Below are 21,939 nucleotides of genomic sequence, written 5' to 3' on the forward strand. Positions count from 1 at the left end.
CATATTCATTCGGCTGACCGAAACCACTGTGCGATAGTCGGATCCAGAAAAGGAGTGATCCCGACGAGGCAAAAGGCCTGTCTCCCGCCGCCGGCCTCGACCCGCAGCGCTACCGGGTCGGCCCCGGCCATCCGCCCGCCACATCACCGCCCGCCTCCGCGCCGCGGGCATCATGGACGACTGAGTCGTCCGGCTACCGAGCCGTGACGCCGAACCGAAAGAACGGTCGGCCCACCGTGTTACGGTGCGCCGACGTTTTCACTGGGGGAGGAAGCCTCGTCCTACGGAATCATGCCGTATGCCATTGATCTGGAAGGGATTCGGCGATTCGGTTCGTGCGGCCCTGAATTCGTGGACGACGCCCTTCCCGATCACTGGTCGAGGCCTCGGTCGAGGGGGTAGCGGTCGGCCAGGGTCATGCGATCGTTGTAGAAGAAGTTGAGGACGAGATCGTCGGCGACTCGGAACAATTCGTCGCGACCTTCGACGGCGGCTACCCATTCCATGGGCAGGGCCTCGAGGCCGTGGATGGCGCCGATGAGGTTGCCTGCCACCGCACCCGTGGAGTCGGAGTCGCCGGAGTGGTTGACCGACAGCAGGAGCCCGGTGCGGATGTCGCCGGTGCGGTAGGTGTGCAGTGCGCAGTACACGGCGATGGCCAGGCACTCCTCGGCGCACCACCCCGCGCCGATTCGCTCCAGCCGCTCCGGGGTGGGGTCACCCAGATGCGCGGTGGTGAGGGCGGCGGCCAGGGCGGTGATCGTTTCCGCACTCGCGGGCATCGGGGCGAGCCGGGAGATGGTGTCCTGCACCGCGATCGGTAGTTCGGTTCCGGACAGGACGCTGTCGATCAAGATGGCTAGGGCGCCCGCCGCGAGGTAGCCGGTCGGGTGGCCATGGGTGAGCTGGGCGCATCGCATGGCGGTATAGAACGCGCGGTCGGCGCCGAATCCGGCCAGCCCGAACGGCGCCGATCGCATCACGGTCCCGCACCCCTTCGACTTCGGATTCACCGGTCCGGGCTCCCCGAACTCCAACGGCGGCACGAACCCCTCGGCCTGCCGCCGCAGCCCGGTCAGGCAGGCATTGCCCGGAGACCGCATGGCATACAGGAATCGGTGCCCCGCCAGCCACCCGTCCACATCGGCCGCAGGTTTCTCCTGCTGTTGAGTATCCCGCCACCGCAGGTAGGCGCGGCGCAACACCGGCGCGGGGTCCGCACCCGGCGGACAGCGCAGCAGGCCCTCGGCGGTGAACAGCGTCATCTGAGTGTCGTCGGTGATCTGCTGTGGCGCGGCCGGATCCGGGCCGGGCAGGAATCCGGTGACCCCCGCCGCCCCGTACCGCCCCCGGATCTGCTGCAGCGACAGAAACTCGATCGGCCACCCCAGCGCGTCCCCGATCGCCCCACCCAGCAGCGCCCCGCGCACCCGGTCGAACAGCCTCTCGTGATCTTGCACGCCACCCACCCTATGCGCGTCGTCTGCAGAGCCGTCACGATGCGTCGCATCCGTCGGGGGCAGGACCTGGCAACGGTGGCCAGGCAGGCAGGTCCATCTGGCTCGTATCCCGCTGCCGGACAGCCTTTCCGAGTCGGTGGCCGTCGCTCGTCCTGACCGACGGCAGTGTCGACGCCTGCCGCACCGTCCAGACCCTGGGCGCGAAGGCGTAGCCGCGCTTGTCCCGGCCGGTTTTGCCGCAGACCTGCCGCTACCGTGGAGGTCGGCGTGGGCGGCTCGCGGCCACGCGTCGGTGCGGAAGCGGAGGGGCCCATGGCATTACGCAGTGCGTTCACCGAGTTGCTCGGGGTGCGGTATCCGATCGTGTCGGCGCCGATGGGTGGGTCGGCCGGTGGGGCTCTGGCTGCCGCGGTGTCCGAGGGTAGCGGGCTCGACCTGGTCGGGGCTCTCGCCGCCGAGGCCGAGGCGGCACTCGCGCGGGCCACGGCTGGTCGTCGCCGGGAGTGACACGGCCGGTCGTGGCCGGGAACAGCCGGTTCGGACCGTAGGATTCTCCGGTGACCTATGACGACTTCGACGGGTTCGAGCATCTCGACACCTCCACATTGCCGGAGCGGCAGCAGCGGATTCTGTGCAGTATTCGCGATTGGGTGCAGCGGCACGGGTATTCGCCGAGTACGCGGGAGATCGGCGATGCGGTCGGGTTGAAGTCGGCTTCGTCTGTTTCGCGGCATTTACGCGAATTGGAGGAGCGGGGGTTCCTCAAGCGCAGTGAATCGGTGACCCGGCCCATGGATGTGCGGCTGTTCCTGCGGGCGACCGGGCCGCAGCGGCAGCAGGACGAGAATTCGGTGCCGGTGCCCGTGGTGGGCGATATCGCGGCCGGTACGCCGATTCTGGCCGAGGAGCACACCGACGACGTGCTGTCCCTGCCGCGAGAGCTGGTGGGCCGCGGCACCGTCTTCGGCCTGCGGGTTCGCGGTGACTCCATGGTCGACGCCGCCATCTGCGACGGCGACATCGTGGTGGTGCGCAAGCAGCAGGAGGCGCACACCGGCGAGATCGTGGCCGCCATGATCGACGGCGAGGCCACGGTCAAGGTCTACCGCCGTGCCAATGGTCACGTTTATCTGGAGCCGCGCAATGCGGCCTACCCGGTGATCGATGGCGACCACGCCCAGGTGCTGGGTAAGGTTGTCTCGGTCATGCGCAGGGTCTGAGCGTCTGGCATGATGACGGCCGTTATCACCTTCCATCCCCGGGGAGTATCGAATGTCGTTGCTGCGCAAGGCCGGTGTAGGCCTCGCCGTTACGTCGATGGCCGCGATCGGCACCGTGGCCGCCGGAACCGCCTCCGCGGCGGACAGTGAACCGGTCTTCGTGGCCACCTCCGGTGACCTGTACGGCGCGCTCGCGCTGTCCAAGAGCACCGGAAACGTCGCCTATGCCGTGAACTACGGCAGCTGGGACAGCGCGGACAGCACCGCCGTGGACAAGTGCGGCGGCGGCGACTGCGCGGTCGTCGTGCACTTCGCCAATGCCTGCGGCGCGGTCGCACAGGGCGCCGACACCCGCTTCGGCTGGGCGTGGGCTCCGTCCAAGGTGGAGGCCGAGTCGGCCGCCATCAACGTGCTCGGCAAGAGCGCCCCGGGTTTCCCGGACACGGGGTCGTCCTCGCCGCGCCAGGCCAAGGTCATCCTGTCGGCGTGCACCGACAACGCGAGCTGACCGATCGCGAATCACCCCGGCGCCACACCGGATTCGTCCGGTGTGGCGCTGTTTTGTTTGCCGGACTCCATTTTCCAGCAACACGCCCGGCCGGACGGAGATGATTTCCCCGTGGACGACATCACCTACGAGGACACCCGGTTCGCAATGCACGCGGCGGCCGAGCTGCTGATCGCCGGCCCGCAGTACCGCCGATTCGGCAGTATCCGCATGCGTATCGTGCTGGGCGGCTTCACCGGCATCAAGTGGCCGGTGTCGGTGACGGGCACCGATCTGGTGTGGCCACAGGGCCGCATCCGCCTGCACGGCACCTACAGTGACCTCGCTTCGGCCGCCGGATTCGCGGCCGACGCCCCGCCCGCGGGCCTGTATGCCGATGGCACCCGGATGGATCCGGACGAACCCTTCAGGGTCGACGCCGACGCCGCCACCTCGGTGCACGACTGGTTCGCGGTGGGAGACACCGCATTACGGCGCTTCGCCGAGGAACAACCGGTGCTGTGGCCCGAGCACTTCGATCTGTCCGTCGCCGTCGACGAGGTGAATTACGGTGTCTCCCCGGGGGATTGGGACAACCCGCAACCGTACGCGTACGTAGGGCCGTGGACCCGGCGCGAGGGCGAGTTCTGGAACACGTCCTTCGGGGCGATGCGCCCGCGCGCCGAGGTGGCGACGGTCGAGGGCCTGCTGGAGTTCTTCCGGGAGGGCAGAGCCCGTGCCGCGCAGGATAATTGACGTCAGCGCAGGTGCGCCTTCAGTACGTCGCCGCCCTCGGTGCCGAGGATGTAGGTGTGGTCGTCGGACGGGTCGACGGCCACGGAGGTCAGCGGTTGTCCCGACAGCAGCGTGCAGCTGGTGTGGGTGACCGGATCGGCCCGCACGAATTGCCCACTGCCGGTGGCGATGTAGAGCAATCCGTCCGCAGTGATCGCCAGATCGTCGGGGAGCAGCGGTGCGGTGAGCGGCGCGGGCGCCAGATCGACGGCGACGCCGGCCCGGGCCGGATCGTCGATGGGCAGCGCGACGATGCGTGCCGTGGGGCTCTCCAGCAGGGTCACATAGAGGATGTTCCCGGCCGCGGCGATCCCGTCGGCGCCGGATCCCTTGGCCGCCAGCGCGTTCCGGGCCCGCTCGGTCCACTCGGTGTCGAGGGTCCCGTCCGGCCGGATCCGCTCCACCGTATTGGCGGTGGTGTCGGCGACGAACAGATTCCCGGCCGCATCGAAGGCGGCCCCATTGGCCTGGCCGAGCCCGGAGACGAAGACCTCGGGCTGCGGAACGGCCGCGCCGGGATCGAATCGGAGCACGCCGCCCTGCCCGGTGAGCCCGGCGAACGGTGAGTTGCCGTATGTCACGTACATCAGCCCGTCCGGGCCGAGCCGGACCGCGCCCGGGCTCGACACCGGCACGCTGACGACGAGGTGACCGTCCCGGTCGTACCGCTCCACCGCATTGCGGTAGGTGCGCGCGATCCAGATGTCCCCGGTCGCGTCGAATCCCAGATTCTCCGACCAGTCGCCCACCGGCGTGCGGGCGGGCAGGCCCATCGCCAGTTCGGTGGGGGAGCAGGAAACCGTCGTGGCGGTGCCGGGTACATCGGCGGCGACCGGACCGGCCATCGCGACGGGTCCGCCCGCGGCGACGGCCAGCAGGAGGGTCACGCCCAGTCCGGCGCGTCGTCCCCTGGGATCCGCTTGCGGCGCAGCTACTTCCGATCGCGGCTCCGGCATCGAGGCGCTCCCTTCGCTGGGCGGTGGTCGCGGCCAGCGTATATCGCCTGGTCCAGCCCGGCAATGATCGCCGGGCCGACATTTTCGAAGGTCAGGCGGCCGTCACGACGCGGCGGGGTGCGTGGGCAGCTGCTCGGTGGAGCGTTCCGCCAGTGCCGCTTCGACATTCGCGATGCCGGCCCGCACTCCGAGCCCGTAGCCGTCCTCGTCGAGGGCGTCGAGCCGGTTGCGGGCGTCGTCGAGGTGGCGCTGGGCTGTGTCGAACGCGCCCAGGCGCCGGTAATTGTCGGCGAGATTCAGGTGTAGCGACGGATAGAAGCCCGGGACACTCAACCCCGCATGGTGGGCCTGGGCCCGCTCGTCGGTCAGCGCGTCGGCGGCATCGAGGGCCCGGATGTCCCAGGTGAGCGCATCCGCCGCATGCGCCTGGAGGTCGGCCAGGAAATGGGCGAGCGAGACCCGGTGCAGCGGGTCGCCGCCCGCGCCGATGGTGTCCCACAGCGCGGTCAGCTGCTTCCGTGCCGTCGCCGTATCACCTTGGCGGCCAAGGGTTACGGCGTCGTTGATGGCGGTCATGATCTCGTCGACGGCGGTCATGCCCGCGACCGTAGCGTCAGGGTCCGACAACTAGCGGGCGGGCCGCCCGTGCCGCCCGTCCCCGGTTATCCGGCCGCGCCTGATGAGATCGCGCTTGGTGCCGGGTCCGAGGGTGACCTGCTCGTCGGCCCCGGCCACGGCCTCGTCCGGATTCGGCCGCACGAACAATGTCACCGTGGTGCCCTCGGTGAAACCGTTCCTGCGCATCATGGACGCCGAGGCCGTGTTGTGGTTCTCCACGTCGGTCACGATGCGGGCCGCGCCGTGCCGGAACAGCAGATCGCAGCACGCGGTCATGAGCCGGCCCGCGACACCGCGCCCCTGCATATCGGGCGCCACGGCGATCCACTCCAGGTACGCCCAGTCCTCGCGCAGCTCGAATTCCATGGAGGCCAGCACGAATCCGACGACCCGATCCGAATCCACCGCCACCCAGCAGGACCGGCCGGCGCTGTCGAGGTGCTCGGCCACCGAGGTCAGCGACCACGAGGTGTAGGGCTTGGCCTGGGTGTCGAACACCTGGTAGCCGAGGTCGATGACCTGACGCAGATGCCCGAGCCCCATGGGCACGACGGCGATATCCGGATGGCTGGATATGTCGGAATCCATGCCCGACAGTTTGCCAGGCGGGTGCTGGCTACCCGGGCGCCCGCCGGGTAGCGAGGCCGCGCGGGTGGCGTGCTATCACGCGCCCTTGCGGGTCTGTTTGGCCGGAGCCTTCTTCGCGGCTTTCTTGGCGGGCTTCTTCTCCGCGGTCGCCTTCGCCGCCTTGGCCGGCGCGGCCGGTGCGGTACCCGCCTTGCGTCCGGAGGCTTCGAGACTGCGCTGCAGGGCCGCGACCAGGTCCACGACCTCGGCATCCATTGCCGAGGCCACTGCCTCGGGCACCCGGGTGACCCTGCTGGAACCGCTGGCGATCGCCTCGTCGAGCAGCTTCTTCAATTCGATCTGATATTCGTCCACGTACAGACTCGGATCGAAATCGTCGGACAGCGTGTCGACGAGCGTCTCGGCCATCTGCAATTCCTGGGACTTCGGCTCGGTCACGCCCTCGAGCTTGTCGAACGCCACCGCCCGCACCTCGTCCGGCCACAGCAGCGTCTGCAGCACCAGCACCCCGTCACGCACCCGCAGCGCGCCGAGCCGGGTCTTCTGGCGCAGCGTGAAATGCACCAGCGCCACCCGGTCCACCCGTTCGAGGGTCTTCGCCAGCAGCACATAGGCTTTCGGCGTGGTCGAATCGGGTTCCAGGTAGTAGCTCTTGTCGAAGAGAATCGGATCGATCTGCTCCGACGGCACGAATTGCAACACTGGAATTTCGTGTTTCTCGGCCGCCGGAAGTTTGGCGAAGTCCTCGTCGGTGAGAATCACCCGATCCCCGTCGGGTGATTCGTAGGCCCGGTCGATATCGGAATACTGCACCGGCTGCCCGTCCACCGTGCACAACCGCTCGTAGCGAATGCGCCCGCCATCGGCGGCATGCACCTGGTGGAACTTGATGTCGTGGTCCTCCGTGGCGGTGTAGACCTTCACGGGGACATTCACCAGTCCGAACGCGATGGAGCCCTTCCAAATGGACCGCATTTGGCCAGACTACGTCGTACCAGGTCAGCGTTCTACCGCAACCCACCGCGACCTGGCGGTTTCGCCTGGTCGTCGGTGCTTGTTGGTGGCTGCCGGTGAGCGTCTGACGGCTTGTGGACGGCTTGGGCTCGCGGACGTGTGCCGTCCGGCCAGCGTGCTCGAAGGCTCTCGAGAACAGCTGGGAACCCGCTCCGCTCCTTGCGGTCATGCAATGGTTGCCGCTCGAGACACGATGCCCTACATCCTGTACGAAAAATGCGCGACCTCGGCCGTTTCCATCAGCAACAGGAATTCGCGCTGCTCCATATGGATGAGCGCCTCGTGATCGCCGGCCTCGAAATAGACCTCCGGCTCCAGCGCCAGATCCTGCTCGAGGAACGTCTGCATGCCGTACGCCATGCAGACCGGCGGCACCGCGCCCGTATCGCAGTCCTTGAACAGCTCGCGCAGCTCAACTTCCTTCGCGAGCACCAGATGCCGGCCGGTCCGCGCCCAGAGATCGTCCAGGCGCACCGCTTGCGTCGCCGGCAACACAGCTGCGACATAGCCGTTGTCGTCCTCGAGCAGCACGGTTTTCGCGAGGCGATCCGCGGGGATGTGCGCCGCCGCGGCCGTCTGCATACTCGTATCGCTATGAGGGTGGTTCACGACTTCGTACCGCGAGGATTTCTGGCGCAGGCAATCCTGCAGGGTAGGAGACATGGACATGGCACACCTCGTCTCAACGTCTCGGGTGAATATTGTGTTTGTGCCGGTGTCGTTCAGCATAGATCGCATTTGCGCGGATGGAATCACGTTGCACCCCTTTGCCTTCACATCGGCCCAAAGCCTGGCAATCAACCCCGACGCCTAGATTATCGAGGGCGGCCGGCAGCGTTGCTCGAGCCTGCGACCCCGCTCACCCCGAATCTGCCTCGGATCGCATCGAGCCCTTCGTCCGGAGAATCGAGAGGCGGTGAAGCGTGTGTGTCGTGTGCGCATTTCGCCTCGAAAGCGAGTCGCGTGCGATTGGCTGTCGGTATGGTCTCGGTAACACGGGGGGCGCGTCGGCGAGGCATCTTGCAAATCTGCTTATAACTAGCTGACCTTGCCTGATTGGAATGAATTCATATCGGGACGCCTATGTCCATAGGAAATGCTGCGAATGGCACGAATCAGCATATTTTAGCGGGGCTAATGTTTCTGCACCCCGAGCTCGCCCGCTACACCGCCGCCGAACTCATGGCCGCGCAAGCCCGCTGGTACCGCGAGCAGGCATACAGCTTCATCGACTGCCTCCGCCGCCACGACCGTCCCTTCACCGACGTGCAGACCACGTGGCCCCTCTACTCCCCGAAAGCCGAAGCAACATGACCACCACCGAACCCTCCTACCCTGCCCGCCGGCTGATCGCAGACGGCTACATCGACGCCACCCGCGCCCAGACCCACCTGGCGAAGATCATGGCCACCAGATGCGTTTCCTTCCACCGGCTTTCGCTGCAGATCCAATGCCGTCCATGTCCCTGCTGCGCCTGACCGATGGCCGCTCGCGACTGGTCAACCTGGAACTCGAACGGAGACTGCTCGCCGTCGACCCCCGAAGACCTGTACATCCTCTACCCCCTTCCCGAACCACCGTCGACGAGGACGTCCTGACACGAATCTTGGCCGGCAGCTCCTTCGCGATCGTCGCGAAGGACAAACCCGTCTACGCGCGAGTCCTTCATCGCGAGCACGGCTGGGCCAAGGGTCGCATCGGCAAAGAGCTCGGCATGTCCGGCACCAAGGTCAACAAGCACTGAACGGGTCGAACTGATGGCTGGATCGGCGCCGCTGCGGGTCTCCCGCAACGCACACTGTGGCTGGTCCGCGGGCGGACCTATGAGAAGACACGGCTGGAGCAGGCGATGCGGCTGATGAGCGTCACCCATGTTCCCGTCGCCGAGCAGTCGACCCTGTTCGTGTCAGCACTGGGTGTCCGGCGTCGAATTCATGCACTGCAGGCAATCGGCTACAGCTACCGCGACCTCGGCGACCATTCCGGAATCCGACCCGAATCGTTTCGACGCCTCACCGATGTCCCACAAGTGCTGGGACGCAGCTGGTTTTTCATCGCCGAGCTCTACGACCAATCCGGTACACCCGGACCGTCTCGCCTGAGCGATCGCCGGTCGTCAGCAGTTGTTGGGTTCGCCATATTTGACGACGGACAGGACCGCGTCGCCCTCGCCGAAAGGGGTTCCCGGGGAGGGGGATTGGGCGACCACGAGCCAGTTGCGGTCGATGATCAGGTGGCGGCCCTTGCCTGTGTTGTCCTTCGATCGGGAGTAGAAGACACCAGCCTCGTGGATCTTGTTCTGTGCGTCTTGCAGATTCATGCAGACGACGGCGGGCATGACGGCCGCCGGGGATGCCGGGACAGCCGTCGTCGTGGGAGGAGTCGTTGCCAGGGGCGATAGCGTCGGGTCAGGGGTGCTCGATGGCGCGAAGGTCGTTGTTTGCGAAACGGTGGCCAGCGGGAGGGATTTCGAGACCGTCGTTGTCGGATGTGCCGTGTCGGTTGCGATCCCGCAACCGGCCATGGCACACGCGAGACCGATCAGGACCACAAGGCGACGCGTGAACGATCCGGCCGAAATGGCATGGTTGTACACAGAACTCCTTGTTCTGGCCGCTGGGCACGTTGGACCTGGCAGCGAGTCGAGGACGGTACCCGACCCGTCAGGCGGGTCGAGCAGTGGAGAAGTATTGCAGAGAATTCGCCTGTGGGGATCGGCTTCTGAATCGGTCAGGGAATCGGTCGTCCAAAACCCTGGCACATTGCACTGCGTGCAATGCGGCGCGGCGGTCCACACAGGTCTCGTGCCGTGCGAGAACGGGTGTGACCCGCGCACGTGGAAGGCGGTGGCATGACCGCGCGGATAACAGCCGGACTATTGTGCGCGCTGAATCTCGGTAAACCGATGCTGAACAACAGTTTCCGAAACTGTGGGATATCTACCCGACCGTCATTGAGGCCGTCGTAGAGCCCGCCGTGTCCGCGGCGATGCTCAGGGGTCAGTGTCAGCTCCACCACCGACCGCACCGCGCCCTGCGCGCACAGCACTGCATCGGTGAGCTCGAACAACTCGTCGCCCCGCGCGGTCAGACACGCGTAGAACTCGCCGCGCATCCGCGACAGTTCCGCGAACGCTTCCCCTGCTCCGCCGCCGACCGGCAGACTCATCCCGGGCCTTCGTCTCGATCAGTGCATTCCTTGGTCGGAGCACATGATCAGACGAAGGCCGCCTGCTTGTCCCACGAATACCCGAGCAGGCCAAACGGTTTGGAATCGGAGGTTAAAGAACTAACAGCTTCATGTGTGCTCGCCCGGGTTCTTCAGCCAGTCGGGCCGGTGCTCGAGTACGTCGTTGACAGTGCGGATCGCGTTCGCCACCGCTTCGGTGGGGGTGGGACCGGCGGCCACCATGTCCTCGCGGGCCCCTGATCCGCACCACGCATGCACTGCACGCAGGGGGCACCATGCGTTTGACCTTCATCGCCAAGGATCCGGGATCGAACCCGACGTGCTCTCCGACTCTGTACCGCACCGATCGTGGTTCATGGGTGGTACAGGGCTGGGTGATCGACGATCCGGCAACGCTGGCGCAGATGGATATTCCTGCCGGCGAATCGTGTGTAGAGATTCCGGACCGTCTGGTTCCGTTCTTCGAACAGGGAGACAGTGACTCCGATAAGCGATGACGACTTCGAGCAACTACTGATCGAATTCCAGACGGAGTCCATCCATCTGGAGACTCGGGACGCCTACGGCACCGTGGTAGAGCTGCCGCACATGGCGCAGTGGACGGCCGGCGAACCAGTCGACCTGGAATGGCTCCAGGGCTGGTGCTCAACGCTGAGAGAACACACTGCCGCGGGGAAGTCGATCCGGCGAGCGCGCATCGTCTCGGAACCGCTCAGCGACTACCAGAGGTGGTCGTACAGCATCGCGTGGCCGATGGTTGATGCCGGCGAGGATATCCGCTGGACGCCGAGGCGTCTGGTCTCGTCGATTGCCATGCCAGGCAACGACTTCTACCTGTTCGATGACCGCCTTGCCGTGTTCCTTCACTACGCAGGCAACGGCCTGGGAACCGGCAAGGCCGCATCGACAGACCCCGCCGATATCCAGCTGTGCCGCACGGCATTCGAGGCGGTGTGGAAGCTGGCGATTCCTCACCATGAATACCAGCCCTTCTAGCTCAGCGCAGGAGGCGCGACGGGCACTCGGGGCCAGGCTGCGGGATATCCGCAGAGATGCTGGTCTCAGTGCCCGCCGCCTCGCTGATGCGACACAGCAGCACTACACACGTGTCTCCAAGATCGAAAACGGTATTCAGGCACCGACCGACCATGACATCAGGGAGTGGTGTCGCGTCTGCGGCGCCGAGGACCAGGTGGCCGATCTCATCGCGACATTGCGGGTAGCCGATTCGGCCTACCTCGAGTTCCGGCGTCAGAGCCGAGCTGGCCTTAAGCGAGTTCTCGGCGCTCACACCCAGCAGCGGTATGAGGCGACGAAGGTGTTCCGGATCTATGAGCACAACGTTACCCGGGCCTGTTCCAAACTGCCGAGTACTCCGCCGCCATGCTGTCGTTCTGGATTCGGTTCCTGGGCACACCAAACGACATCGATGCCGCGGTCGCCGTCGGGATGGAGCGTCAGCGGATCCTGCAGCGAGGTGGCAAGCGGTTCGTGACGGTGCTCGAGGAACAAGCGCTGCGAACGTGGTTCGGTGACGCCGAAGTTCAGGCGGGGCAGCTCGGACGGCTACTCGAGTTGATGTCGCTACCGAACATCTCGCTCGGCATCATTCCGCTCATGCGAGAACGCGAGGCGGTCGCATCAGCGGGGTTCTGAATCTTCGATGATGACCTCGTCGCTCTTGAAACGCCGACCGCGAGCATTCAGGTCACACAGCCGACGGAGTGCAACCTATATGTGCGCATGTTCGAGGTACTGAAACAGGCTGCGGTCTACGGGCGGGATGCGCGTGCGCTGATCCTGAAAGTGCTCGCTGAGCTTGACGATTGACTCGTGGCCGAGCAGGTCCGATCAGTAGCGGTCGTCAGCGTCGGCGAACGACGTTCCGATTACGGTAGACGCCGAGGCCCCTGCGCACGAGCAATCTGGAATATCGGACCGCCTCTATGGCCTTTGAGCTGATTGTTTGTCGGTCCTGGTGTGGGCCTTCGGTATTCGCGTTGTCGCGCTACCGAAAGCCCTTCCAAATGGACCGCATTTCCCGATCGTACTTCGGACGGGTGATTCCGGTGGGTATCCCCGGGGTCAGGCGGCCCGGCGTTCGGGCTCGCTGCGGTAGCGGGATTGGTCGCCGTCGATGTGCAGGAGCTTCCACAGTCGCTTGGTGACCGGGTTCATCAGGCCCAGGTCGTCGGCGAGGGAGCGCATGTCGCCGAAGTATCCGGAGAGGATTTTCGACGCGGTGGGGGAGCGCCAGAACGCTTCCTTGATGACCTCGCGGGGGATGTCGAAGGTGCGGGCGAATTCCGGTGGGGGAGCCATGATCTCACCGGCCAGCCACCGCATGGCGAGCGGGAAGGCGATACCGCAGACATTGCGATACAGCGGATTGAAACCCGGCACATGCTCTTTCAGGAACTCATTGGCAAAGGAGATGTGCCGGGCCTCCTCGGCGATATGGATCTCCATGCAGCGCACCACCGCGGGCGGCAGCTTCGCGCCATTGCGGATGACGGCCTTCTGATAGTGGTCGATCGGTTCCTCGCCGCCGAGAATGCCGATGAACAGAATCGGCCAGGCATAACCGCCGGCCACGCCGATGAACGGCGACAGCCTCCGGAAGATGGGCCGCATCCCCGGGACGTCCACGCCGATCCGGTTGACCAGCTCCTGGAACATCTGGATGTGGTTGCACTCCTCGGTCATCTCGTGGAGGCAGTAGCGGAACTCCGGCGACCCGTTGGGCAGCTTCATGATGTACTGCATCATGCCGCGGATCAGGATGCTCTCGAAGGCCGCGCCGACCTTGATGGCATTGGCGATCCGCCACCGCCCGATCTCGATCTGCCGTTCCAGGGGCAGGTTCTGATACCACTGCGTCGCGCCGAGCGGATCGATGTCCGGTTGCAGCACCCATCGCGGGTCCCGGGGGTCGATCGCGAATTCGGGTGAGTCCCAGGCGATATCGAGATACGGATCGAATCGGCGGTACACCGATCCCTCCGACAGGGTGTGCAGCACATCCGCATAGTCTCGTGCCGCCGGAACGGAGCCCGACATCGTCGTCAGAGCCATCATTGCCTCCTCGTCTCTGTGCCGCGCCGCCCGGAAGCCGAAGCCGAGGCCGCTCCTGTGCGGTGCAACACACTCCAAGGTAAGTGCTAACTAGGGTTACAGACAACCCCGAAATGCCCGCATGTCCCGGGATTCGCCTGGTGCCCCGCCTGTCACCAGCGCTGCCAGTGCAGAACCCGGTCGCGGGGGACGCGGGCCGCGGGCTTGAACTCGGTGCCGAGCGTGAAGGCCAGTGGCAGGAACGCGGCGAGCATGACCTCGTCGTAGGGCACGCCCAGGATTGCCGACAGTTCGCGCTCGAGCGGAGCCTGGGCCGTGGTCCACACGGTCCCGAGCCCGCGGGCGCGGGCGGCGAGCATGAAACTCCAGACCGCGGGAAGGATCGATCCCCAGGTGCCGGACTGGATCTGGACCGAGGCGGCGTCGGTGCGGCCCTCGACGGCGGGGATCACGAACGCGGGCACGCGGTGAATGTTGTCGGCCAGATGGCGCACGCCGTCGAACACCCGCGCCATGCTGCCCGGCCGGATGTGCATGCGCGCCAGGTCGTCCCGCGACAGCGGCGCGGCCTCGCTCAGTGTGAGCGCCCGGCGGAAGATCTCGGCCACCTCGCGGCGCTGCCCGGCCTCGGTGACGACCAGGAAGTGCCAGCGCTGGCGGTTGCGCCCGGTGGGCGCCTGGGTGGCGAGATCGACGCACTCCTCGATGAGGTCGCGCGGCACCGGCCGGTCGAAGTCCAGGCGGCGACGCACGGCCCGGGTGGTCGACAGCAGTTCATCGGGGGAGAGATCAAGCGTCATGGCAGCTCCTGAGGCCCAACGGGTTTCGAAATCGTCTGCGCGAAAATCATCTGCGCCCAGACGATTAGACCGTAGGCGCGGTAATCATCTGCTGTCAAACGATCTGTGCGCAGATGGTTTTGGTAGGCTGGCCGTGATCGAACGAGGAGACCATGCCTGCCGCCAGACCGTCCTACTTCCCGGCTCTCGCCGCCGAACGCCCCGATATCGCCCTCTGCCGCGCCTCCGTCGCGGTGGCCAAGGCCGGTGAAGCCCATGCCGCCGCAACGGAATTGGGGGTCGGACAGCATTTGGTGCTGAAGATGCTGGACGCGGTCGGTGACTGCGCGCAGCAGACGCTGGCCGCCGAACTCCGCATCGATCGCAGCGTCATGGTGACCGTCTGTGACGACCTGGAGCGATCGGGCTACATCCGCCGGGAACGCAACCCGACGGACCGGCGCTCGTACGCGGTCACCATCACCGCGGCCGGACGGGAGCGGTTGCGGACCGCCGAGGTCGAGATCCCGGGCTTCCTGGCCGGCGCCTTCGCCGCGCTCACTCCCGGGGAACGGGTCCAGCTGACGACCTTGCTCGGGAAGCTCCTCGCTGCCGGAGTGACATCCGAGTAGCAACCGCGCTGCGCGCGTGCGTGATTCGCGTGCGGTGGGAAATCCGTCGAACCGGGTTGCCCGAGGCGCTGAATTTCCCTGCCCCGGACCGTCTTACGAGGTAGGTGGCGCGAACACCGTGCCCTCGGAACAGGAGGAAGCCGGCCATGTCGATCCGGAAATCGTTGCAGCAAGCACGGCGCGTGCACTCGAAACTGGTGCAGGCCCATCGGGGTCGGGATGACGAGCGCAGCGCCCTGCACCGCCGTCGGGTGGCGCAGGACGCGTGGCGTGGCGCTCGGTGAGAGCGGGCCGGTCGGCTCAGTTCTGACCGGCGGCCGCGAGGGTCGGCTCCGGCTCCGGGGTGGCCGGGGTGGGGCGGGGTCGCAGGGTGAGGGCCAGGACGGCGGCTCCCGCGAGCGCGAAGACCATGGTCCAGACACCGCCGACGTGCATGGCGTGGATGAAGGCGTCGTCGGCGGCGTGGGACAGGTCGGGGCGGTTGATGGCGGTGGCCACATGGCGCGCCTGTTCGGCGGATACCTGGGCGGGTTCGCGGGCGGCGTCGGGCAGGCCGGTGAGCGCGGCCTGGATGCCGGTGCGGTAGGTGATGGCCATGATGGTGCCGCCGAGCGCGATACCCAGGACGCTGCCGGTTTGCCGGACGGTGTTGGTGACGGCCGATCCCGCGCCGGCGCGGTCGAGTGGGAGCGTGCTCATCAGGGCGCTGGTGACCGAACCGATCACCATGCCGATCGAGAAGCCCTGTGCCGCAGCCAGTGCCACGTTCCAGATGATGGGCGTGTGCAGTCCGAAGAAGACCGCGCTGCCCATGCAGAGCGCGCCGACGGTGAGGGCGGTCGCGGTCACCGCGCGCAGCGAGAAGCGGCGGACCAGGCGGACGCCGAGCGGACCGCCGATGATGACGCCGACGGCGGCGGGGGAGTTGATCAGACCCGCGGCGAGCGGTGAGAAGCCGCGGGCGCCCTGGAGGTAGAACGCGCCGTAGAAGCCGGCCGCGGTCATGGCCAGGAACAGCAGGCCCAGGGCCGCGTTGCCGCCGCCGAAGACCTGCTGCGCGAGCAGTCGTGGATCGAAACTCGGCTGTTCGGAACGCAATTCGACGACCACGAACGCGGCCAGCAGGGCCAGCCCGGCGGCGATGGGCGCCCACACCTGCACCGGTGTCCACGCGGCGACCTGGCCCGCCCGGATCAGTCCGTAGGCGAGGGCCGCCAATCCGCTCACCGACAGCGCCAGTCCGCCGAGGTCCAGCGGTCGCGGCGTCGGGCTGCGGAAGTTCGGGACCAGTACCGCGATCCCGATCAGTGCGACCGCGACGACGGGCACGTTCACGAGAAACACCGAGCCCCACCAGAAGTGGTCGAGCAGCACCCCGGCCAGCAGCGGCCCGGCCGCCAGTCCGACACCGGCGGAGGTCGAGAACAGCCCGATGGCCGATGCCCGCGCCGGACCGGTGAACGTCCAGGTCACCGTCGCCATGGTGGCGGGCATGATGAGCGCGCTGCCCACGCCCATGACAGCGCGGGCGGCGATGAGCCCGGCGGGATCACCGGTGTAGGCCGCCCAGACCGAGGCGGCGGCGAAGACGATCAATCCGGTGACGAGCACGGTCCGGTGCCCGTAGCGGTCGCCGAGCGCCCCGGCGGTGAACATGAGCGCGGCGAACACGAGCGTGTAGGACCCTGAGGCCCATTGCAGCTGAGCGGGATTCGCGCCCAGCCCGCGCACCGGATCGGCGAGGGTCTCGAGCGCGGTGGCGAGGATGGTGTTGTCCAGCCAGATCAGCAGGGAGGACAGCAGGAGAACGGCGAGGATGAGCCGCTGCCGGGATCTCGGCAGCGTCGCGGGCACGGTCATGGATGCCTTCGATAAGATTGGTAGGAACCTGACGATCGCCAGTGTGCGCGATTGTCAGGAACCTGTCAATCTTTGGAAAGGGTTGTCGCGGTGAGCTGTTCCGGATCGCAGGATGGATCCCTGACCTTCATGGTCCGCACGGTGTGGTTGAGCATGCGTTCCGCCATCGGCGAGGAACTCAAGGATTTCGGCCTCACGACCTCGCAGTACGCGACGCTGATGATGACGCAGGAACAGCCCGGGAAGTCGGTCACCGATATCGCCCGCGATGTCGGCAGCACCCGGCAGGCCGCGAACGAGATGCTCGGCGGCCTGGAGAAGGCGGGCCTGATCGAGCGCCGCCCGCACCCGACCGACCGCCGGACCCATCAGATCTACGTGACCGACGCGGGCCGCGCCATATACACCGAGGCCCACGCCGCGGTCGGACGCCGCGAAGCCGAACTGGAAGCCGGGTTCACCCCCGAGCAGCGCGCCGCGGTCCGGGAATGGCTCGGCGGCATGGCCGAAGCCTGCCGCTGACCCGCGCCGATTCCGCCGCGAGAAGCAAGCCGATTTCCACGATATGGAAAATTCGGCCGCCAAAGGATCGTCCTGATTCGAACCCTTCGGCGAGTACGACCGGCCGCCTTACCGTTCCGGACACCAACTCTCCCGGGAGGAACGGGCCGATGAGCGAACCATGGCAGATCAGGACCGACGTGCTGGTGATCGGCGGCGGGCCCGCCGCGTGCTGGGCGGCGGTGCACGCCCGGGAAGCGGGCGCGGAGGTGGTGCTGGTGGACAAGGGCTACTGCGGAACCAGCGGCGCCACAGCGCCTTCCGGCACCGGCGTCTGGTACGTCGCGCCCGAGGCCGCAGCCCGCGCCAATGCCAAGGCCGCCCGTGAGGCGTTGGGCGGGCATCTGGCCGACCACTACTGGATGGATCGGGTCCTCGACCAGACCTACGCGAACATGAACCGGCTTGCCGTCGAGGGCCGGTACCCGTTCCCGGTGGATCCCGGCACCGGCGAGCCGGTGCGCACCGGTGTGCAGGGGCCCGAATACATGCGCCGGATGCGGGCCTGGGTGAAACGCCTCGGTGTGCTGATCCTCGACCATTCACCCGCGCTGGAACTCCTCGTCGATGCCGAGGGGGTGGTGCGCGGGGCGGCCGGCTATCGGCGGCAGGCCGAGCAGGACTACCGGATCACCGCCGGTGCGGTGGTGCTGGCCACGGGCGGGTGCGCCTTCCTGTCGCGGGCGCTGGGCACCAATGTCGACACCGGTGACGGCGCGCTCATGGCGGCCGAGGCCGGCGCGCGCTTCTCGGGCATGGAGTTCTCCAACGCCTATGCCATCGTGCCCAAGGGCTCGACCGTCACCAAGACCGCCTACTACGGCTACGCCACCTTCTTCCACGCCGACGGCCGGGTGCTGGAGGGCGCGGGCTCCGCCAAGGGCCGGTCGGTCATCGCGCGAACCCTGTTGTCGGAGCCTGTGTTCGCGCAGCTGGACCGCGCCGACGCCGAGGTGCAGGCGCGGATGCGGCTGGGCCAGCCCAACTTCTTCCTCCAGTTCGACCGGCGCGGGATCGACCCGTTCACCGACCGCTTCGAGGTGGATCTGCTCGCCGAGGGCACGGTGCGCGGAACCGGGGGCATCGATATCGTCGACAATGACTGCGCGACCACGGTTCCCGGTCTCTACGCGGCGGGCGACGCCGCGACCCGGGAACGAATCTGCGGTGGATTCACCGGCGGCGGCAGCCACAACTCGGCCTGGGCCATGTCCTCCGGAAGCTGGGCGGGCCGGGGCGCGGCGGCCTTCGCCCGGCGATCGGGACGCGTCGATCCCTCCGCTGTCCACGGAGCCGGGCGGGTCGGATTGCGGCCGGAGACAACGGAATCGGTGTCCGCCGACGAGGTCGTGTCGGCCGCGCAGCGCGAACTCATCCCGTTCGAGAAGAACTATCTGCGTCATGGTGACCGCATCCGCCCCGCCCTGGCCGCACTGGACGAGCTCTGGGAGCGGGCCGCGCGCGGGCTCGGCGGCGCAACCGGTGCCGAGCGGATCCGGGCCCGGCAGGCCGCCGCCATCACCGCGGTCGGCCGGCTGATGTACCGATCCACGCTGGCGCGCAAGGAAACCCGCGGTATGAGCAAGCGTGCCGACCACCCGGACCTGGATCCGGCGCAGCACCACCACATCCTGTCCGGCGGCCTGGACCGGGTATGGACCTCGACCGCCGCGGCCACCGGTCTCACCTCGGCGGTGGCGTCGTGATCGAACTGGTCCGCGCCGACGACTGCATCGCCTGCGACAAGTGCGTCGACGTCTGCCCGACCGATGTCTTCGACCGCACCGACAGCGGAATACCGCTCATCGCACGGCAATCCGACTGCCAGACCTGCTTCATGTGCGAGGCGTACTGCCCGGCCGACGCCCTCTACGTCTCACCCGAGGAAGCGCCGCTCGCGGACCGCAGCGCGATCCCCGAATCCCACATCGGTCGCTACCGTGAGCAACTCGGTTGGGGCCGGGGCCGCACACCGGGCAGCCTCGTCGCCCTCGGCCCGGCCCTGCCGCACGGCGCTCTGCCACCGCGGCTGATCGAGCCCGGTCGACTGGTTCGATGAGTGGCCGCTGCGCATACTCGACGCGCTGCTGCCCGCACCTATCTCCGGCCGAGATGTACCCAGCCGAGCTGGTGTGTCGATTAGGGTGTCCGGCACAGTGATCGGCGATCGCGCCCGTCGATCCGGGCATGCGGTCACCGCAGGGCGAGGGCGAGGAAGAAGTCGACGCGGTCCTCGAGCCGGGACAGGTCGCGGTTGGTGAGTTCCTCGATGCGCTGAATGCGGTAGCGCAGCGTATTCACGTGCAGGTGCAGCAGATCCGCGCACTTGGTCCAGGAGCCGGACACCTCCAGGAAGGTCTCCAGAGTGTGCACCAGATCGGCGCGATTGTCCTGGTCGTAGACCCGCAGCGGATCCAGCAGCCGCACCCGGAACATGCGCCGGACCTCGTCGGGAACGCTGGCCAGCAGCAGCATGTGGGTGGCGAGTTCGTCGTGGCGGACCACGCTGGTGGGCTGCTGCCGTTCGGCGGCCATGCGCCGGGCGTAGCGGGCCTCCTCGACCGCGCCGCGCAGCCCCTCGCCGTCGACCGCGCCGCTGATGCCGACCGAGAGCCGGCTCAGTTGCAGCCCGGGTTCGAGGGCTTCGATGGCCCGGTGGATGCGGTCGTCCAGGGCCTTGTCGTCACCGAGGGCGACCAGCAGGATGACCTCGCCGTCGACCACACCGACGGCAGGGCTTCGGCCGTAAAGGATTTCGCGCAACACGGCGCGCAACTCACCGGGCCGCACGGCCCCGGAGTCCGCGGTCGCGGCGACCGCGAGGTACCGGTCGGACAGTCCCAGCCCGGTCAACTCCAGCCGGGAGATGATGTCGGCGGATTTGGCGTCGGACATGATCAGCTCGATCAGTTCCTGGGCCAGCCGCCCCTCGGCGCTGTGCCGATCGTCCTGCCGGGCTCGTTCGAGGGACACCACCGCGGCCAGTTCCCCGATGAGGGCCCGCCGCTCCTCGGGCCAATCCTTGTAGTCGCTCTCGAACACGAGGAACCAGTCCGCGATGCGCGAGGTTCCGTCGGCGTCCACCGCGAACAGTGAGTACCGCACCTGATTGTGGGAAAGCACATGCGGCAGCCGCCGCGCGCCCAGGAACGCCGACCGAACCTGTTCGGGCAGGTCCCGGGTCGGCCCGGCCACCACGCGGCCGAGTGCCGACACCACCCAGCAGCGCGTGCCCAGCGTGCGATGCACCAGGTCGAGCACCGAATCCAGCCCGCCGCCGGACACCAGTTGCCGGTGCCGGTCCAGGATCGCGCTCAGGTCGGCGGCCCGTCCGGACGACAGTTTCCGGTTGATCTGCTCGGTGACGGTGGCGAAGGCGATCTGTTCCTCGACCCGGAACAGCGGGATTCGGTGTTTCTTACAGGCCGCGACGAGATCGTCGGGCGCTCCGCCGTACAGCGCGTCACCCGCGGCGAGCGCGGCCACCCGGGCGCGGGCGAGCGCGCTCACGAAGGTCTCGCTGTCCTCGGGAGAATGCCGCCATTGCAGCCCGGTCAGGACGAATTCGCCGCCGGAGAGGTATCGACCGGGATCGAGCATGTCGGTGGTTACCACCCAGCGTACGAAGCGGTCCAGCTCGTCCTCTCCGGTGACGAGCCGCAAGCCCAGATCGTGCATGGTGAGCAGGGAACGTAACCGCATGATGCCCGAGGCTAACAGTCGGTGACGGCCCGGTTACCGAACTTGGATGTAACTACGAACGCGCCCCTGTGAAGCAGGCCACAGGTTCGGAGGTCTCGTCCTTTCGGGCATGACCACCCGCCGGGTTAAGTGGTTGACACACGCCAATGACGGATGGAGGTCGGATGTCGAGTCGCCTGGAATGGCTCGGTTCGCTGCCCCTGGAAGAGGCCGAAACGCACCTGCTGACCTGCAATGCGTCGCGGACCTGGGCACGCAAGATGGTGGCGAACAGGCCGTACGCGGACGAGTCGAGCCTGATCGCCGCGGCGGTGACCGGGGTCACCGAGCTGAGTTGGACCGATGTCGAGGAGGCGCTGTCGGCGCACCCCCGGATCGGGGAGCGCACGGCCGCCGCCCACCAGTCCGAGCGTGAGGCGAAGTGGTCCGCCGACGAACAGTCCGGAGCCGCCGACGGCGACGATCAGGTGAAGGCCGACCTGGCCTCCTGGAACGTGACCTACGAGGAACACTTCGGCCACGTCTTCCTGATCCGGGCCGCCGGGCGCAGCGCCACCGAGATGCTCGCGGAGCTCCAGCGCCGTCTCGGCAACTCTGTCGCCGACGAGCAGCTGACGGTCCGCCGCGAGCTCGCCGACATCACCGGCCTGCGGATCCGGAAACTCCTGGAGGACAAGTGAGTCTGTCCACCCACGTGCTCAATGCCGCGACCGGACGCCCGGCCGCGGGCATGGCGGTGCGGCTGGAGAGCGCGGCGGGGGAGATCCTCGCCGAGCGCCACACCGATGACGACGGCCGGGTCGCGGATCTGCCCGCCCCGAGCGCCGGTACGCACCGCCTGATCTTCGACACCTCCGGTGTCAGCCCGTTCTATCCCACGGTGACCATCGATTTCCTGGTCACCGATCCGGATGAGCACTACCACGTACCCCTGCTGTTGAGCCCCTACTCCTTCTCTACGTACCGGGGCAGCTGAGTGCTGTCGTACCTGCGTCGAACCGAT

General features: G+C 67.3%; 28 protein-coding genes and 1 pseudogene. 17 read left to right on the top strand and 12 right to left on the bottom strand.

The genetic code is table 11. The features are described from left to right. Positions 1–371: 371 nt before the first annotated feature. Positions 372–1,460 (bottom strand): ADP-ribosylglycohydrolase family protein, encoded by a 1,089-nt coding sequence (locus ACFXIV_RS04700; protein ID WP_379401916.1) that lies wholly within the window; start codon positions 1,458–1,460, stop codon positions 372–374. 312 nt (positions 1,461–1,772) lie between these two features. Between ACFXIV_RS04700 and ACFXIV_RS04705 the strand changes: the two genes are divergently transcribed. The 4 genes from ACFXIV_RS04705 to ACFXIV_RS04720 all read left to right on the top strand — a co-directional run bounded on the left by ACFXIV_RS04705 (position 1,773) and on the right by ACFXIV_RS04720 (position 3,923). Next, positions 1,773–1,967: a hypothetical protein gene (locus tag ACFXIV_RS04705; RefSeq protein ID WP_379401917.1), complete on the top strand. Its 195-nt coding sequence runs from the start codon at positions 1,773–1,775 to the stop codon at positions 1,965–1,967. 50 nt (positions 1,968–2,017) lie between these two features. Beyond that, positions 2,018–2,680: a transcriptional repressor LexA gene (gene lexA, locus ACFXIV_RS04710; RefSeq protein WP_379401918.1), complete on the top strand. Its 663-nt coding sequence runs from the start codon at positions 2,018–2,020 to the stop codon at positions 2,678–2,680. A 52-nt stretch (positions 2,681–2,732) separates the two neighbouring features. Beyond that, a complete protein-coding gene (locus tag ACFXIV_RS04715; RefSeq protein WP_354846753.1) occupies positions 2,733–3,188 on the top strand; it encodes a DUF4189 domain-containing protein in 456 nt (151 codons plus the stop codon). A 111-nt stretch (positions 3,189–3,299) separates the two neighbouring features. Next, entirely contained in the window at positions 3,300–3,923 is a 624-nt protein-coding gene (locus ACFXIV_RS04720; RefSeq protein ID WP_379401919.1) for a hypothetical protein, read from the top strand. A 2-nt stretch (positions 3,924–3,925) separates the two neighbouring features. Here ACFXIV_RS04720 and ACFXIV_RS04725 read toward each other — a convergent pair whose 3' ends face one another. From ACFXIV_RS04725 to ACFXIV_RS04745, 5 genes are all read right to left on the bottom strand, one after another. Beyond that, entirely contained in the window at positions 3,926–4,918 is a 993-nt protein-coding gene (locus ACFXIV_RS04725; protein WP_379401920.1) for a hypothetical protein, read from the bottom strand. Between the two features lie 102 nt (positions 4,919–5,020). Beyond that, positions 5,021–5,515 carry a hypothetical protein gene (locus tag ACFXIV_RS04730; protein ID WP_379401921.1) on the bottom strand — a complete coding sequence of 165 codons (495 nt, stop codon included), beginning with the start codon at positions 5,513–5,515 and terminating at the stop codon, positions 5,021–5,023. A gap of 30 nt (positions 5,516–5,545) precedes the next feature. Beyond that, positions 5,546–6,124, bottom strand: coding sequence for a GNAT family N-acetyltransferase (locus ACFXIV_RS04735; protein ID WP_379390533.1), 579 nt, complete (start codon positions 6,122–6,124; stop codon positions 5,546–5,548). A gap of 75 nt (positions 6,125–6,199) precedes the next feature. Then, positions 6,200–7,099: a Ku protein gene (locus ACFXIV_RS04740; RefSeq protein ID WP_379401922.1), complete on the bottom strand. Its 900-nt coding sequence runs from the start codon at positions 7,097–7,099 to the stop codon at positions 6,200–6,202. Positions 7,100–7,336: 237 nt separating this feature from the next. Next, a complete protein-coding gene (locus tag ACFXIV_RS04745) occupies positions 7,337–7,801 on the bottom strand; it encodes an aminoacyl-tRNA deacylase (protein ID WP_379401923.1) in 465 nt (154 codons plus the stop codon). A gap of 474 nt (positions 7,802–8,275) precedes the next feature. On the opposite strand from ACFXIV_RS04745, the gene ACFXIV_RS04750 reads away from it, so the two are divergent. The 3 genes from ACFXIV_RS04750 to ACFXIV_RS04760 are packed head-to-tail and all read left to right on the top strand — an operon-like array spanning position 8,276 to position 8,882. Further along, positions 8,276–8,452 carry a hypothetical protein gene (locus ACFXIV_RS04750; protein ID WP_379401924.1) on the top strand — a complete coding sequence of 59 codons (177 nt, stop codon included), beginning with the start codon at positions 8,276–8,278 and terminating at the stop codon, positions 8,450–8,452. Further along, positions 8,449–8,616 carry a hypothetical protein gene (locus tag ACFXIV_RS04755; protein WP_379401925.1) on the top strand — a complete coding sequence of 56 codons (168 nt, stop codon included), beginning with the start codon at positions 8,449–8,451 and terminating at the stop codon, positions 8,614–8,616. The genes ACFXIV_RS04750 and ACFXIV_RS04755 overlap by 4 nt, the downstream gene beginning before the upstream one ends. Beyond that, positions 8,598–8,882, top strand: coding sequence for a hypothetical protein (locus tag ACFXIV_RS04760; RefSeq protein WP_379401926.1), 285 nt, complete (start codon positions 8,598–8,600; stop codon positions 8,880–8,882). The genes ACFXIV_RS04755 and ACFXIV_RS04760 overlap by 19 nt, the downstream gene beginning before the upstream one ends. A gap of 372 nt (positions 8,883–9,254) precedes the next feature. Here the strand turns inward: ACFXIV_RS04760 and ACFXIV_RS04765 are convergent, their stop codons facing one another. Together ACFXIV_RS04765 and ACFXIV_RS04770 are read right to left on the bottom strand one after the other, a co-directional pair. Further along, positions 9,255–9,734 carry a PASTA domain-containing protein gene (locus tag ACFXIV_RS04765; RefSeq protein ID WP_379401927.1) on the bottom strand — a complete coding sequence of 160 codons (480 nt, stop codon included), beginning with the start codon at positions 9,732–9,734 and terminating at the stop codon, positions 9,255–9,257. A 134-nt stretch (positions 9,735–9,868) separates the two neighbouring features. Then, positions 9,869–10,306: a transposase gene (locus tag ACFXIV_RS04770; protein ID WP_379401928.1), complete on the bottom strand. Its 438-nt coding sequence runs from the start codon at positions 10,304–10,306 to the stop codon at positions 9,869–9,871. A gap of 296 nt (positions 10,307–10,602) precedes the next feature. Here ACFXIV_RS04770 and ACFXIV_RS04775 point away from each other — a divergent pair, with 296 nt between their 5' ends. The 4 genes and pseudogenes from ACFXIV_RS04775 to ACFXIV_RS04790 all read left to right on the top strand — a co-directional run bounded on the left by ACFXIV_RS04775 (position 10,603) and on the right by ACFXIV_RS04790 (position 11,983). After that, on the top strand, positions 10,603–10,824 hold the full coding sequence (locus ACFXIV_RS04775; protein WP_379401929.1) for a hypothetical protein: 222 nt from the start codon (positions 10,603–10,605) through the stop codon (positions 10,822–10,824). After that, positions 10,805–11,323: a DUF6879 family protein gene (locus tag ACFXIV_RS04780; RefSeq protein ID WP_379401930.1), complete on the top strand. Its 519-nt coding sequence runs from the start codon at positions 10,805–10,807 to the stop codon at positions 11,321–11,323. Before ACFXIV_RS04775 ends, ACFXIV_RS04780 begins: the two co-directional genes overlap by 20 nt. Beyond that, positions 11,304–11,510, top strand: a pseudogene (locus ACFXIV_RS04785) (helix-turn-helix domain-containing protein); the annotation flags it as partial. The gene ACFXIV_RS04780 and the pseudogene ACFXIV_RS04785, both read left to right, overlap by 20 nt. Before the next feature lie 170 nt (positions 11,511–11,680). After that, the gene (locus ACFXIV_RS04790) at positions 11,681–11,983 is read left to right on the top strand and encodes a Scr1 family TA system antitoxin-like transcriptional regulator (RefSeq protein WP_379401984.1); all 303 of its coding nucleotides are present in this window, start codon (positions 11,681–11,683) and stop codon (positions 11,981–11,983) included. Between the two features lie 429 nt (positions 11,984–12,412). On the opposite strand, the gene ACFXIV_RS04795 is transcribed toward ACFXIV_RS04790, so the two are convergent. Together ACFXIV_RS04795 and ACFXIV_RS04800 are read right to left on the bottom strand one after the other, a co-directional pair. Continuing rightward, positions 12,413–13,402 (bottom strand): diiron oxygenase, encoded by a 990-nt coding sequence (locus ACFXIV_RS04795; protein WP_379401931.1) that lies wholly within the window; start codon positions 13,400–13,402, stop codon positions 12,413–12,415. Positions 13,403–13,554: 152 nt separating this feature from the next. Beyond that, positions 13,555–14,202 (bottom strand): nitroreductase family protein, encoded by a 648-nt coding sequence (locus ACFXIV_RS04800; RefSeq protein WP_379401932.1) that lies wholly within the window; start codon positions 14,200–14,202, stop codon positions 13,555–13,557. 152 nt (positions 14,203–14,354) lie between these two features. On the opposite strand from ACFXIV_RS04800, the gene ACFXIV_RS04805 reads away from it, so the two are divergent. Continuing rightward, complete coding sequence (locus ACFXIV_RS04805) at positions 14,355–14,813, top strand: MarR family winged helix-turn-helix transcriptional regulator (RefSeq protein ID WP_379401933.1); 459 nt, start codon at positions 14,355–14,357, stop codon at positions 14,811–14,813. Positions 14,814–15,113: 300 nt separating this feature from the next. On the opposite strand, the gene ACFXIV_RS04810 is transcribed toward ACFXIV_RS04805, so the two are convergent. After that, entirely contained in the window at positions 15,114–16,673 is a 1,560-nt protein-coding gene (locus ACFXIV_RS04810) for an MFS transporter (protein ID WP_379401935.1), read from the bottom strand. Between the two features lie 90 nt (positions 16,674–16,763). On the opposite strand from ACFXIV_RS04810, the gene ACFXIV_RS04815 reads away from it, so the two are divergent. From ACFXIV_RS04815 to ACFXIV_RS04825, 3 genes are all read left to right on the top strand, one after another. Further along, on the top strand, positions 16,764–17,195 hold the full coding sequence (locus ACFXIV_RS04815; protein ID WP_379401936.1) for a MarR family winged helix-turn-helix transcriptional regulator: 432 nt from the start codon (positions 16,764–16,766) through the stop codon (positions 17,193–17,195). A gap of 149 nt (positions 17,196–17,344) precedes the next feature. After that, positions 17,345–18,940 carry an FAD-binding protein gene (locus ACFXIV_RS04820; RefSeq protein WP_379401937.1) on the top strand — a complete coding sequence of 532 codons (1,596 nt, stop codon included), beginning with the start codon at positions 17,345–17,347 and terminating at the stop codon, positions 18,938–18,940. Next, complete coding sequence (locus tag ACFXIV_RS04825) at positions 18,937–19,293, top strand: 4Fe-4S dicluster domain-containing protein (RefSeq protein WP_379401938.1); 357 nt, start codon at positions 18,937–18,939, stop codon at positions 19,291–19,293. Before ACFXIV_RS04820 ends, ACFXIV_RS04825 begins: the two co-directional genes overlap by 4 nt. A 134-nt stretch (positions 19,294–19,427) precedes the next feature. Here ACFXIV_RS04825 and ACFXIV_RS04830 read toward each other — a convergent pair whose 3' ends face one another. Then, positions 19,428–20,936, bottom strand: coding sequence for a PucR family transcriptional regulator (locus ACFXIV_RS04830; protein WP_379401939.1), 1,509 nt, complete (start codon positions 20,934–20,936; stop codon positions 19,428–19,430). A 164-nt stretch (positions 20,937–21,100) separates the two neighbouring features. Here ACFXIV_RS04830 and uraD point away from each other — a divergent pair, with 164 nt between their 5' ends. After that, entirely contained in the window at positions 21,101–21,616 is a 516-nt protein-coding gene (uraD, locus tag ACFXIV_RS04835; RefSeq protein WP_379401940.1) for a 2-oxo-4-hydroxy-4-carboxy-5-ureidoimidazoline decarboxylase, read from the top strand. Beyond that, positions 21,613–21,912: a hydroxyisourate hydrolase gene (gene uraH / locus ACFXIV_RS04840; RefSeq protein ID WP_379401941.1), complete on the top strand. Its 300-nt coding sequence runs from the start codon at positions 21,613–21,615 to the stop codon at positions 21,910–21,912. The genes uraD and uraH overlap by 4 nt, the downstream gene beginning before the upstream one ends. Positions 21,913–21,939 lie beyond the last annotated feature (27 nt).

The organism is Nocardia sp. NPDC059236 (genome assembly GCF_042754085.1).
Classification (GTDB): domain Bacteria; phylum Actinomycetota; class Actinomycetes; order Mycobacteriales; family Mycobacteriaceae; genus Nocardia.